Annotated in this window: 12 protein-coding genes and 1 pseudogene; 5 read left to right on the top strand and 8 right to left on the bottom strand. The window is 52.8% G+C overall.

Going from position 1 to position 12,593, the window contains the following annotated elements; genetic code table 11:
- Positions 1-240 precede the first annotated feature (240 nt).
- Positions 241-534, top strand: coding sequence for a helix-turn-helix domain-containing protein (locus LIX15_RS09060; RefSeq protein WP_227773417.1), 294 nt, complete (start codon positions 241-243; stop codon positions 532-534).
- A 129-nt stretch (positions 535-663) separates the two neighbouring features.
- On the opposite strand, the gene LIX15_RS09055 is transcribed toward LIX15_RS09060, so the two are convergent.
- Positions 664-1,110, bottom strand: a complete 447-nt coding sequence (locus tag LIX15_RS09055; RefSeq protein WP_227773416.1) for a thermonuclease family protein — start codon at positions 1,108-1,110, stop codon at positions 664-666.
- Positions 1,111-1,452: 342 nt separating this feature from the next.
- A complete protein-coding gene (locus tag LIX15_RS09050; protein WP_227773415.1) occupies positions 1,453-1,776 on the bottom strand; it encodes a rhodanese-like domain-containing protein in 324 nt (107 codons plus the stop codon).
- Positions 1,777-1,975: 199 nt separating this feature from the next.
- Between LIX15_RS09050 and LIX15_RS09045 the strand changes: the two genes are divergently transcribed.
- Together LIX15_RS09045 and LIX15_RS09040 are read left to right on the top strand one after the other, a co-directional pair.
- Complete coding sequence (locus tag LIX15_RS09045; protein ID WP_227776876.1) at positions 1,976-2,446, top strand: class I SAM-dependent methyltransferase; 471 nt, start codon at positions 1,976-1,978, stop codon at positions 2,444-2,446.
- Between the two features lie 1,334 nt (positions 2,447-3,780).
- Entirely contained in the window at positions 3,781-4,257 is a 477-nt protein-coding gene (locus tag LIX15_RS09040) for a replication-relaxation family protein (protein ID WP_227773414.1), read from the top strand.
- Positions 4,258-4,406: 149 nt separating this feature from the next.
- Here LIX15_RS09040 and LIX15_RS09035 read toward each other — a convergent pair whose 3' ends face one another.
- Positions 4,407-5,036, bottom strand: a complete 630-nt coding sequence (locus tag LIX15_RS09035; protein WP_227773413.1) for a helix-turn-helix domain-containing protein — start codon at positions 5,034-5,036, stop codon at positions 4,407-4,409.
- Between the two features lie 164 nt (positions 5,037-5,200).
- Here LIX15_RS09035 and LIX15_RS09030 point away from each other — a divergent pair, with 164 nt between their 5' ends.
- Complete coding sequence (locus tag LIX15_RS09030) at positions 5,201-6,088, top strand: NmrA/HSCARG family protein (RefSeq protein WP_227773412.1); 888 nt, start codon at positions 5,201-5,203, stop codon at positions 6,086-6,088.
- 48 nt (positions 6,089-6,136) lie between these two features.
- On the opposite strand, the gene LIX15_RS09025 is transcribed toward LIX15_RS09030, so the two are convergent.
- The 4 genes and pseudogenes from LIX15_RS09025 to LIX15_RS09005 all read right to left on the bottom strand — a co-directional run bounded on the left by LIX15_RS09025 (position 6,137) and on the right by LIX15_RS09005 (position 8,660).
- A complete protein-coding gene (locus tag LIX15_RS09025) occupies positions 6,137-6,286 on the bottom strand; it encodes a hypothetical protein (protein ID WP_227773411.1) in 150 nt (49 codons plus the stop codon).
- Positions 6,287-6,365: 79 nt separating this feature from the next.
- Positions 6,366-7,217: pseudogene (locus LIX15_RS33985) on the bottom strand (DUF8128 domain-containing protein).
- 613 nt (positions 7,218-7,830) lie between these two features.
- Positions 7,831-8,097 carry a hypothetical protein gene (locus LIX15_RS09010; protein ID WP_227773408.1) on the bottom strand — a complete coding sequence of 89 codons (267 nt, stop codon included), beginning with the start codon at positions 8,095-8,097 and terminating at the stop codon, positions 7,831-7,833.
- 200 nt (positions 8,098-8,297) lie between these two features.
- Entirely contained in the window at positions 8,298-8,660 is a 363-nt protein-coding gene (locus LIX15_RS09005) for a geranylgeranylglyceryl/heptaprenylglyceryl phosphate synthase (protein ID WP_227773407.1), read from the bottom strand.
- Between the two features lie 210 nt (positions 8,661-8,870).
- Here LIX15_RS09005 and LIX15_RS09000 point away from each other — a divergent pair, with 210 nt between their 5' ends.
- Positions 8,871-10,106 carry an endonuclease/exonuclease/phosphatase family protein gene (locus tag LIX15_RS09000; protein ID WP_227773406.1) on the top strand — a complete coding sequence of 412 codons (1,236 nt, stop codon included), beginning with the start codon at positions 8,871-8,873 and terminating at the stop codon, positions 10,104-10,106.
- A gap of 754 nt (positions 10,107-10,860) precedes the next feature.
- On the opposite strand, the gene LIX15_RS08995 is transcribed toward LIX15_RS09000, so the two are convergent.
- The gene (locus tag LIX15_RS08995) at positions 10,861-11,580 is read right to left on the bottom strand and encodes an alpha/beta fold hydrolase (RefSeq protein WP_227773405.1); all 720 of its coding nucleotides are present in this window, start codon (positions 11,578-11,580) and stop codon (positions 10,861-10,863) included.
- Between the last annotated feature and the right edge of the window lie 1,013 nt (positions 11,581-12,593).

The following is a 12,593-nucleotide window of genomic DNA, read 5'->3' as shown; positions in this document are numbered from 1 at the left end:
CAGCCTAGAGATGATGGTGTGCTCTGAATTCTCGAAGTCACGACCCCCGACGGGGACGCACTTGTTCACCAGTTCGAGGACGCAACTGAGGTACGTTCGTACGAGGTTCTTCGTATCGATGAGGAGATAGTACTGATCCAGCTCAAAATCCCAATATCGGAGTCATGTGATGCCATCATTGCATCGGATAATCTTCCACAATATCCCGTTCGCCTTCATGATGGGTGGTTTTCTGCCGAGGTGACGGCCCCACACGAGCAGTTGGCGGCGTACACGGCTGAGTTAGCCGCAGCTAGCATTCCATACGAGATTATGTCGTTAACTCAATCACACGATTCAGGTGAACTGCTCACGGATCGCCAATGGGAGTTCATTATCGAGGCAGTCGAGCACGGCTACTACGATATGTCCCGAGACTGTACACTCACGGAACTGGCAGAAGTTCTTGACATCAATAATTCGGCGGCGAGCAAATTGCGTCATCGGGCTGAAAGTCGGATTATCAGGGAGTTTGTCGCTGAAGCAGCACTGTAGCCAAGACGAACGAACGAGCCACTCTGCCCGGGCTCCCACCTCACTGGTCATCCAGCCGTGAAGGCGGCAAATCCAAGCGATTATCTCTGATCTAGTTGTCTCCTGGAGTATATGGTCGAATGAGGGCGGTTAGGCTGTTGTCGTGGTGTTCTTCCACAGGCCGTAGCCGCCTTGCTTGGCCTCCTGTTGCTTCTGTTCAAATTCCGCTCGCTTGCTAAAATCGCCGTCTGCGACCCGTGCGTAGCCCGTTCGGAGTAACTGCGTGTTATACAGCCAATTGCCGGTATAGACGTAGGCCTGTCGGTGGCCGTCACTGTCACTCGCGACCTGTGGGTCAGTGACGACGGTGACGACACTGTACTCCAGTTGTGCTTTGGTGGTCTGGAGCACTCGTTTGTGAATAAGGCCGTTGTCGGGGACGCGTACGCCGATCAGATCAACGGTCTGGGTCTTGCCGTTGCGTTCGATTTTGACGGTCGTCGGATCGACGATCTTCGTCACGCGCGCTTGGAAGCGATTGCTGTTTTTCGGCGTGGTGACTCGGGCAGTCGTCGGAGTCCGCACATACGTTGTCACCGTTTGCGTGGCTGTTGTGGTCGTCGCTTCGGTCGTCGTTGCTGTGGTCGTACTGGTCGGCGTCTGTGTCGTCTCTGTGCTGGTCGGTGTCGCGGTAGTAGTTGGATTGTCGCTACTGCCGCCGAGTCCGAGGCCGCCGGTACAGCCTGCGAGCGCAACGACGGCGACAAGGGCGAGGAGGGGGAAGTGTGCGGGGCATATCTGTCCTCGTCACTCTGGTAAGTTCAACATTCGGGCTGGCGAACGATGTTCGGAGCCGGCGTTCTGGCTGTGTTTTTCTGTTGTAGCTAGGTAGTGGCGAATCGAAAGGGAGACGATACGTTCGTGGTGCGTGTTTATCGACTATTCTTGGTCACGTTTCCATGCATCTAATCCGCCCTCAAGGGCACTCGCGTCCCGTCCCTGGTCGTGAAGCATCCGGGCTGTTTCCGTCGAAGCAATTCCCGCATCACAAACCATTACGAGTTCCTCATCATCTGGTAGGTCGTCCAACTCGGCTAAGGCCGTCTCAACATCGCCCGACAGGAGTGCCTCTCGAATCGGGCGATTTTCACTTCCCTCGATGTGGCCATCCTCGTAGTCGTCTTCCGGTCGAATATCGACGACACACACGTCTTCGCCGTTCTCCAACTGTTCCCGAAGTGTTTCAGGGTCAACCGTAGTCATCGACTGGAACTTTTATATCGAAGTTCATGAGTCTCGTGGTTCAAACAACGAGAACTAACTCGCTCGAAACAAGGCCTATGATATGAGCCGCTTCCGGAATACACGTCAACCAGATTGGGACTAGTGGGAAGAATTATGGTCGAATCCAAAGGACACGCTCCAATCATGTGGGATCTCTCCCGGTTAGTCTGTCGCGGATATTGGGTCGGGAAACGGCTATTTTACAGTCCCCACCGCTGAGCTAGTCGATGGTGCGCCGGTTTACGCGATTGATGTTAATAAAGAGCTATTAGCTGAACTCTCAGCGACTGCGAAAACGCGAGGATTGACAAACATCAACGAGATCTACGGTGACGCTCGGAACCTAACTAACCTCCTTCCCGAGCCTGTTGACGTGGTGTTGATCGCAAATACCTTTCACGTCGTTGAAAATATGGGTGGACTCAAAAGGCAAGTATCTCAATCACTTCGTCCCGGTAGACGGTTCATCATCGTAAATTGGTGTGACCTGCCGAAAGAGGAAACTACCGTCGCTGGAACAGCACATGGCCCACCGGGGAAACTACGCATGTCAGTCACTGAAACAGACGAAATCATGGCAGAGGTATTTGACGATATTCACGAAGTTGATCTGCCGCCGTACCATTACGCGCTCATCGGGGAACGATAGACTGGTCTTCTGAATTGGCCAATCCACGCTCTCTATTCAGCAGGTGAATGCTGAACCGCCCCATCTACACAAGATTGCGCTGAACGGCCGCCGCTGCTGGCGAATGGTGGACAGTCGGCTAGCAACGATGAGACTGACAGTCCGTTTTCTCTTCGGAAGACACCAAATTTCCGGAGTAATCTGGCTGTTTTCAGTTGTTTCGGCGTCTCTAGTGTCCGTCGAACTCTGCACAAGGTGACAGTCGACGTGCAACGCTCCGGATGACAGTCCGTGTGAAACAGAGCTCGGTATTGACAGTCCATCGTAGCGTTGGTTGAAGTCCAGTCTTTCACTGATCTCAGCAAGACTGACAGTCCCCTGTTACAGTGGGCCGGCGCACACGGTACCATGTCGCTGGTAGACTGTCCCACGTGCTGTCCCCTCCCGCTGTAGCGGTCGCTGTCACTGAAACTGCGGTGTTTCGCAGGAGACAGTACCCCACTGGTGCGCTCAGGGTGGCACCCAGATGATGCTATCACACCGGCACCTGGACAGTGCGTGCTCCTGCTAGCACCCCACATCGTCGTTTCGCGACGTTTTCGCTCTGCTTCGGCAGGCCAGACTGTCCAGTGTCTTCGTCACCTGTTTTTCTACGGGAATCCCGGCCATTCTCGTCTATGCTGGCCGTCGCTCATCTCCCCGTGCTGCTGCGGGTGCGGTTGCTGTCGCTGTACTGTGCTGGTGCAGTCTTTCTGCTGTCCGGTCCCACTGCTCGGTGCTCTTCATGGCGGCTTGCCGCCAGTGCTGTCTCACAGTTCCTGTTGGTAGTCCGCTCTTCTTTGTGAGCCCGCTGGTCGCACTGGTTGACTGTCCTCTGTTCGTTAGTCTGTTCCCCGCTGGATCCGCCATGGCCTGACTGTCCTACTGTCTCGCTCTCTGTGTTCCTCGCGTGACCTCGGGTGGACTGTCCCATTGCTGTAGATCTGCTTTCCCGTGGTGGATCTTCTTGGTGGACTGTCCCATGCCATGTGTCGACGTGGTCTATCCGCCGTTTCTCGTCGGATCTGCTTGGGTCTGTGTCGCTCTCTGGGGTGCCCACTTGCATCGTCGGAATATACGTCTGTTTTGTGATATATTGAGGCTGCATTCTATGGTGCCCTGTTGGATGCCGCTCTGTCTCAGCACCGGCAGCATTCTCACCGGTAGCGCTATTTCTGATACCTGACATTTCTCGTGATCCACTCCAATTTTCTATTCGCCACCGATATTGTTCCCCCATGAGTGGGTTGTCGGGAGTGGCTTGTATAGCTATGTAGTGGATTAGTATTAAGGACTTTCAACCTTAATATGGCATTATGAACGGATATAATAAAACTGGAACATCCACTGGCTCACTCCCTACCTTCGCCGAGATGCGAGACCACCTCGGCGATGCTCGCCAGAACATTCTCACAGTCCTCCATGCAACTGATACATCTGGCGTGAACACCTCAGACCTCCGGGAGCAAGCAGGCATCCCCAGCGACAGCATGAGCCATCACATGCGGAAACTCCAACGGTGGAAACTGGTTGAGGAAATTGACCGTGAGTATGCGGGCCGTGGGTCACGCGCCTTCGTCTGGTCACTCACAGCACGTGGGCGCGAGTTCTGTGACGATGGCTTAGAATTACCCGATGATCTATTCGGGGAACCCGAGGATTTCGAAGCACTTCGGACTGAAGTCTCGGAGTTACGAAACGATGTTGAGGCAATGAAGAAGGCGATGGTTCAGATTGCCGTGAAAGCGGGCGGTGTCAAACAAGAGACTGCACAGGAATGGCTCTCAGACTAATAGGGATCAGCAAAAGAATCCATATATTCAGTAAGCAACTAGGTCAGAGATAATCGCTTGGATTGGGTGGCGACTGCACAGCGTATCGCGGAGTCCCAATTCGAAGGATTCCGCCTCTATCTCGATATTCTCCGTCGCGACGGCCCAGTTTAGACAGCTGGCTCGCCGAGGAAGTTCTTGATGATGCGGCCTTCAGCGCGGTGGAGAATGCCACTTGCTCCTCCTTTACTGACGTCTAGCGCAGCCGCGAGCTCGGTGAGCGTGCACTCGCGCGGGCTATCGTAGTACCCATGCTCGACCGCCGCGGTAATGAACCGTCGTTGGCGATCTGTCAGCAGGTCGGTTGGGTCGGTTGACTGTGTAACCGAGCCGATTTCATACGGGATGCCCTCAGCCTCGAACACGTCTTTGAGTTGGGACAGCTGCTCGTGTGAAGTAATCATGTCACTGATCGCCCACCCGTTTCGAAGGGTCAAGGGATACTGCAGGAGGTGTCCAGTGGAGAGGATTTCGCGATGCAATGCGGGGAGGAACTCGTGGGAGTACTGAATGAGCATCGTCCGCTCATCGGCATGCAGCACGTCGTAGGACGGCAAACACGGTGCTTCGTCGAGATGTCGAATGATGGCTGCGGTGTCAGTCGTCCGGGCTTCGAGAACTACTTGGATGCTATCTGCTGTCGGGAGGGCAGCTAGCATCCGGAACTCATCGTCCGGATGCTCGGTTGAGAGTGCGCCTGGCCCGTCAGAGAATTCGAATATGACCTGTGCACTGGGCATATACCGCTGTTTTCGACTCCCAGCCTTATCCGCATGACGTTGAACATGTTTACGCTAATCACCAAGCTGCATCCCCCCGTACTACATCTTGTGGTGAGACAAATGCAGCACGACAAACAGGCCACCAGAATCCGACAGTTGAACAGGGATACGGAGGATTCGCTATGAGTCAGTTCAGCGTCTTAGTCGTCGGAGCGACTGGCCGCCAGGGTGGGGCGGTTGCTAACCACCTATTATCCGGCGAATACGGTGACTTCGATGTCCATGCGTTGACGCGCAGTCCTGAGAGCGACCGCGCGCAGGCGCTTGCCAACCGGGGTGCGACGCTCGTTGAGGGAAACCTCCTGAATAAAGCCAGTCTCACGCCAGCGGTTGAGACCGTTGACGCGATATACTGCGTCACGATTGAGGTTGAGAGCGGCACGACACCTACTGAAGCAGGGATTGAGGCCGAGATCGAGCAAGGAACGAACATGGCGGAAGTCGCCGCCGAAATCGGCATCGAGCATTTCGTGTTTAGCTCTGTCGCCGGAGCCGAGCGCGACACCGGGATTCCTAACTTCGAGTCGAAGTACGACATCGAACAACGAGTTCACGATCTCGGACTTCCCGCAACGATTCTTCGACCCGTTACGATCATGCAGAACTACGAACGCCAGCGCGAAGTGATCCTGAACGGAAATCTTGTATCCCCCCTCGCCGAGGGTGCCTCGATGCAGATGGTCGATGTCGGAGACATCGGCGCGCTTGCCGCCACCGCGTTGGCGACCCCCGACAAGTACGTTGGTGAGTCTATTGAAGTGGCCGGCGATGAGCACACGCTCGAAAGTGCGGCCGAGGTTTTCACTGACGTGACAGGGACTGAAGTCGACGCCCAGCACGTCCCAATTGAGGCCGCCCGTGAGGAGATGGGGGAGGTGTTGGCAATGATGTTCGAGTGGATCAACAACTACGGATACGGTGTCGATATCGAGGCACTGGAGCGTGACCATAATATCAATCTTACTCGGCTTGAGACGTATCTCCGAGAGCATGACTGGAGCAGGGAATGACGCCTGACAAACATCTTCAGTGTGAGTAAGGACTTCGGCACCGCCGATTCAGTCGTTCTTCGTCGATGTTATCTGATACGGTTCGCCGGTTGGGGCCCGAAGATCATCGGGGGTCTCATCGGTGTCCTGCTCATTGTGGTCGCTGTCTGCTGATTCGCCGTTTGACGTGTCGTTGTTACGGAATAGGTTGTCGAACATTGTGAATCACCAACGCCTCGATGTCGGGCTTGCACCGACGTGGCGGCGTGGACCATCCGGGAGAGAGGGGAGGGCGCTGTTACTCACTACGCTGGCTGTCGGCTGGGACCTCGCCACCGCGTTGAGAGTAGCGCCAGTCGATTTTCGGCGTCTCAATCTCCTTGTTTGGGATATGTGCGGCACCGGCGAGCTCGCTCACCGAGAGAATCATCTCGCGGTCTTCCCATTCACGAGCATGGAATTTCTCGATGAACGCGCTCCGATCGCTGGCAGGAATAGGCTCGTCGGTAAAACCCTGCTCAGTCATCGTATTGTAGTAGTGGGTGAACATTCCCGCGACGCCTCGAGCGCGTGATTCAGCCTCGTACTTGTCCGGCGACACAACAAGAATCCGGATATTCGTATGAAAGCCGTACTGCCCGCGCTGCATTTCGACGACATCCGCCGCTTCGCGATCCTTCTTACTCGCATCGCGAGTACGGGGATTCAGTCAGCCGACGACGCGATCTAATCGAAGCCCTTCGGCAACGTTGTCCACACTCTCTCCCCGAGAGAGGAGCCCACCGTCGCCTTCCGTCCAATTGTTTTTCGCGGGGCGAAAGACGACTTGCACAACAACCCGTGTTTCTGGTGTTGAGAGCATCTCGCTCGTTACTTCGCCGTACGGATCCCGCTCGAAACCGTCGCCCTGGTGGTTACGAATCGGATAGTAGTAGTGACGGTTCAAGTCGAGCTCAGCACTCGCTACGTAGTCGTCAGCGCTGATCTGAGGGAACGCGTCGCCACCCTCCACCCGAAAAACCTGCGTGTTCGAGTAGCTGTTCGCGACGCGCCGAACCTGGCTGTTCATCTTGTACCGTCCGGGCGGAAAGTAGAGGAGCGTATCACTCTCAATTTCGCGCTGGATTATAGGGGGAGACGTCTTTCTCACCGGTCAGATCTGCACCGGCCTTCGCCATGTTCACGACGGTACGGAACTCCCATGCCACTGCTCGGGATTAATCGATTGGAAGTTACCGTTCGTCGCGTTTGTGCTGTTGTTTGTTGGACCTGCTGGCGGGATATTACCGCCACTCGCGCCCGTCGGTAAGAGGCAACCCGATAGAGCTGTCGCTCCGGCGCTTGCACCAGAAGCGAGAAACACCCGTCTGCTGTGCGATCCGCGGACATCTATGTCAGCGGGTGGAGTCGGTGTCATAGGGGGATTACTCGTGTTTCAGTACAGGCGTTGTTTCTAGAATATATGATTACACTCATCTAGATAAGTTTCTTGTAAGTTACTAAATGAATTTAAATAGGTTTTAAAAGTTTCAGACGCCTATGATAGAACCATATGCTAATAAGAAGGTCAAGAGAGATGGAGGATCAAGAAGGGTACGATTAAAATGCGTGAAGTAACATCTAAATAAAATGATACAACGAGATCTGAGATTATCTACAAAAGATGTTTGTCGTCCTAGAAGACGTATTTGAAGATGAATTGAGTGATAAAAGACGTCCAAGTGAATAGCACAAATCCTACTTCAATAGATGTAGGGATTCCTTCATGAAATATCATGAGTAGAATTATAACTCCAACAACCATAATTACTTATATGTTCTTGAAAATGTCCTTTGTCATCAATGATCGCCCATATAATCGCACAAATAAAACCACCACCGGTCGAAACAGCAAGGATTACTGCATCTGGTAATTGTGGGAGTCCACTACCCCAAAGTTCAACGAAAGCAACACAAGTGATCAAAATTAAAACCACTAATTCTAATACAAACGACTGCGACGATAGGTGCTCTTTATTAACAATCGACATTATACTATTCCTTCGTTTCATAATTATAAATAAATTTATAGAAGTATAATTTTTGAAGAATTATCAAATATACATCCGAATTAAGTCGAAAAAACCATTAACCTATGAGTGCCTCTCCTATAACTTGTGAACGTACGGGTTAGTATAAGATACTAACCTACAAACGATTGCTTGCAGGCGCACACTCTCGATCGACGCAATCACCACGTCGATTGTAGAGCGCAGGATTTTGAGTCGTACTTTGCATCCGTTGTTCCGCGAACGGTTGCCTCAACTGCCTCGATACCAGCCACATGGAGCATATCGCCGACAACAATTGTATCAGCGACATTTGCCATCTCATAGGCTGAGTTATAGTCGTGAATCCCGCCCTCATAGAAGAGCTGTGCTGATGAGAGTGCATCGATAATCGGTTGTACACGTGCTTCTGTGGCGTTCGTAGTACCCTCGACAATGATTGCAACCGTTCCTGTGTCGGCAATGCCAGCGTAGGTATCCTCGTCGTGGAGTGCCTTGTCTGGGTCGACTTTTGTCACGTGATTCCACTGCGCCCACGTAGCCACCAAATCTCACAGTAATGCGATGACATGCAAACCGCTTTCTCTCTGTCTATATTGGATCTACAGAACACTCATCACTGGGTTAAAAGGTCGTCAAGGTGATATTTGCCACTGTCGCGATCCCCGCCTTCTAACAACTCAATATCAACCCATAATGATCATAATGATTATTATTAAAAATATTAATTTAGCTGTATAACATTGATGCGCTCGATGATTCGATATCAGACCAGACGAGCATTACTCAAGACGATCGGTGGCACAGCGACTGCAGCTAGTTTCGTCGGTACCGTGGGCGGTCGACAGCAATCCAGACACGGAAAACAGGGTCGTGAGACACGCTACGCGGCGTTCGACGTAATCGAACTGGAAACAGAGCAGGTACAAGAGCAAGGGGATCCGCAGGCTGAAGCGGCCGCCCGAGTCGTCCAAGAGGTCCAGCCAGATGTCCTCGTCATCAACAACCTCCAGCAGTGCAAATACACCGACAAAGCGAACATCGACGCCTTTGTTGAGAACTATCTCAGCATCCCGCAACGGGACGACCTCGATGGAATCAACTACGAATACACGCTCCAGCCAAAGAGCAACACGGGCGTCCGTCCTGAACAGGACTACGACTTCAACAAGGACGGGACGTTCGGCGAACGCCCGGGTGACGCATTCGGATTCGGAGAATATCCGGGTCACTATGGGTTCGCGATCGCGAGCAAGTACCCGATCGACGAGTCAAGCGTTCGTTCTTTCCGGACGTTCAAGTGGGCAGACATGCCCGGGAATCTCATTCCGGTAGCGGGCGAAGAGTGCGTCGTCATGGACTCCGAGGATGACGAAATCGTGCTCTACCTCACGGAGGAGGAACTCAATGTCTATCGGCTCTCTTCGAAGACCCACATCGATATCCCGTTTGAGGTCGAGGGAGGGACAGTCCATGGCCTGTTTGCGCACCCGACGCCGCCTAGCTTCGACGGCGTGAACAACTTTAACGGGAAGTGGAATCACGACGAAGTCCGCTTCTTCGCGGATTACGTCGCTGGGGAAGACTACATCTATGACGACAGTGGCGTCTGCGGCGGTCTCGACGATGACGCCTCCTACGTCCTGATGGGCGACATGAATGCGGGCCCGGGTCTGGGTCGGGACGAGCGTCCGCTCCGTCCCTCCCAGAAGTTCTTACTCGACAACGACGACTTCTACACTGACCGCCTCCCAAAGAGTCCGGGCGGGGCGCAACGCGGTCTCCCCACCGCGACACGGTTTGGCGGTGATTTCGAGGGTGTCGTCGAACAGATCGACTATGTCCTCCCGTCCCCAGATCTCTCGCTTCACGCCTCGTCGGTTGTCTGGCCGAGCAAGAATGCAACGAAACGGGATCTCGGCGAGGACGTCAGTATGGCCTCGGACCACCGGCTCGTCTTGGCCGACATCGCGACGCATCCCCGCCACTGAATGGAATTCGGCTCTTCCACTCGTAATTCCCCTGTCGGCATAGACCACTGAATTCCGACACTTACAGCTGCGTATGATCTCTCGTCCCTCACTCTTTGACGAGGGACTGGTATGCATATTTTTGTGATCTACTTCGGGGTAGTCGCACTGCCGCTTATGATTTTAGGTGATAATAAACTTGGTCCACTTGTACATGAAGAGTGAATTGGTTAGATCCATTTGTATCACTACTCCATATGGGTGATGAAGCAGAAAACGGCTTCGAGCTGATTAGATAGCGCACCTTTCACACCCTAGTTTGTCGATGGATTTGGAGGACCCCGTTGACGTTGAAACACGAAAACACTGATTCCGATGAGAACAACGAGTATCCCGGGTATTAGATAGAAGAAGTTTGGATTGCAGGCTTGTATTATCCGTTTGTGTGGACACAGTATATTCTCTGGTTGAAGGAAAGCCAAATCAAGACACAACCACTAACGATACCGAGAATATGAATCGGCTTATTTCGGTACTTTCACGGGTTATCGGCTGTTTGATTTGCACGTTTATCCACAAACGTGCAATTCGGACAGTGGTGTATTCGCCAGTTCGCAGCGGGTGCGCGGGCTGGCGTGATCGGTGTGTTCGCGGAGCGGTTCATGTTTATCCTGCCAGCCCTCGTCACCTCCCCGTTGTGGCCATGCGGCACGAGTGCATATAGTGAGCGCCGGACGAGAACCGATAGATTACAGCGTGGAATTTCGACTACTCCTTACAGGACTTCAAGAAGCTGGTGAGCCAGTTTCCGAGGCATCGACACCATTGGCCAGTGACCGGTGTCTAGTTCGCGGAGTTCCCACTCCCGCTGGTCACACAGTTGCCGAATCGTATCAAGGATAGAGTCGTCCATCCCGTTCTGGGTGCAGAGGATGTAGCTTGTGGGTAACGCTGCTGCTACCGGATTGCCGACGTTCACCGGCTGTTTGAACGTGTTTAGTGGATGCGGGACAGCTTTTTCGCGTATCCACCGTGTGTCCACGTCCGAGATACCCACCCACCCCGGATGGTTATCTGGGAACGGCCAACCACCAGCATGGTCTTTTGCCGCTGCTTCCATCGCGTCCCACTCGTCCGGAGGATAGAACTCAGATGCCGAAACCGACTCGTCATCTATTGGAACCAGCGCATCCAAATAAACGACGTGTGCGAGCCGCTCAGGGACTCGTTCTGCCACGCCCGTCACTACAAGCCCTGCATAGCTATGCCCGAGGAGAACAACGTCCGTGAACTCGTTGTATTCGAGCACATTCACAATGTCAGTGATGTGTGTTTCTAGGTCAATCTCAGACCGCATGAGGTGTTCTCGTTCACCAAGTCCAGTGAGTGTCGGTGTATATACATCATGTCCCTTATCGCGGAGTAGCGGAGTGAGATACTTCCAGCACCAGCCACCGAGCCATGCTCCGGGGACGAGAACGGATTGTCGTGCCATGTTTCTCAGAACGGTTGTGAGCGTGATATAGCTCTCCGTAGCAGAGTAAAAGCGAACCGGAAACTCAGCTGAGCAGTTCCCCTGTAATGAAGCATTCCCCCCTGTTTACAGGATAGAACGGGCGATGTTGATCCGTGTTGCGTATTTATCCATAATCGTACAATAGGTGTGATAAATTGCAACAAGGAGGTGTTGAGATTGAAAATCAAGATAGTCTACCACATCAAATCACAGTTAGAGTCACTCGAATACAGTCAGATGAAATTTACAAATCAATGGTACTCAATGTTATCCCTGGCAAACGATATATCTACCCGGAGTCCATCACTAATGAGGACGCATATGAGGTTCGTGTGACTAACGAGCTTGGCCAGTCTCAAACAGTGCCACTGCGTTACCCCTCTCGGGGTGTGATTGAGGTCGAATTCCGAGAGATAGGGGAAATGAGTGTCGCTCAGGTCTCGCTGAACTACCGCTCTGTAGTCAACAAGTGCGTTCTCGTGTGTTAATATACTATCCTATTGGAGAGAATTCTTCATGATAAGCGGCAGGGGAGTCAATTACCACGACACTCTCTAGGATTGATATTCGTTCGCTCGTACAACTCATCACCTTTAAATTACCAATTTTCTCCTAATTTAGTCCGTAGCAAGAGCTCCTCGACGTGGCACTTTCCAAGCGCGATCGTGTCGTAACACGTTGATCAGTAATCCGTTCGCGGGCGTATGGTCCATCGAGTAGGAGTTCTACGAATTCGAATCCTTCGCCTGTGGCCCACTCAACAGCCTCATTGAATGGCATTTCGAGACCAACAGTAAAGCCGAGGTCTAGATTAATTCCTTTTTTTCTCTAGAGCTATTTGTTGACATAGAATGATCTCTTCATCCCACTCCCCATAGACATTCTGATTCCTTCGTACTGTACAAGTCACGGGCTGGTCAAAAATAGTAACGTCAATGACCGGGCTACAGCAGATTGGTCGTGAGCGACGTCAATCAACGCTTATATGTATA

Source organism: Haladaptatus pallidirubidus (genome assembly GCF_020700235.1).
Taxonomy (GTDB): domain Archaea; phylum Halobacteriota; class Halobacteria; order Halobacteriales; family Haladaptataceae; genus Haladaptatus; species Haladaptatus pallidirubidus.
The sequence above is the reverse complement of the archived record's forward strand: the minus strand, read 5'-3'. Positions and strand labels throughout refer to the sequence as shown.

Excerpts from the sequence above, each read along its gene's own strand:
- LIX15_RS09040 (WP_227773414.1), top strand. The coding sequence starts at position 3,781 with ATGAACGGATATAATAAAACTGGAACATCCACTGGCTCACTCCCTACC.
- LIX15_RS09035 (WP_227773413.1), bottom strand. The coding sequence starts at position 5,036 with ATGCCCAGTGCACAGGTCATATTCGAATTCTCTGACGGGCCAGGCGCA.
- LIX15_RS09050 (WP_227773415.1), bottom strand. The coding sequence starts at position 1,776 with ATGACTACGGTTGACCCTGAAACACTTCGGGAACAGTTGGAGAACGGC.
- LIX15_RS09025 (WP_227773411.1), bottom strand. The coding sequence starts at position 6,286 with ATGTTCGACAACCTATTCCGTAACAACGACACGTCAAACGGCGAATCA.
- LIX15_RS09000 (WP_227773406.1), top strand. The coding sequence starts at position 8,871 with ATGATTCGATATCAGACCAGACGAGCATTACTCAAGACGATCGGTGGC.
- LIX15_RS08995 (WP_227773405.1), bottom strand. The coding sequence starts at position 11,580 with ATGGCACGACAATCCGTTCTCGTCCCCGGAGCATGGCTCGGTGGCTGG.
- LIX15_RS09010 (WP_227773408.1), bottom strand. The coding sequence starts at position 8,097 with ATGTCGATTGTTAATAAAGAGCACCTATCGTCGCAGTCGTTTGTATTA.
- LIX15_RS09030 (WP_227773412.1), top strand. The coding sequence starts at position 5,201 with ATGAGTCAGTTCAGCGTCTTAGTCGTCGGAGCGACTGGCCGCCAGGGT.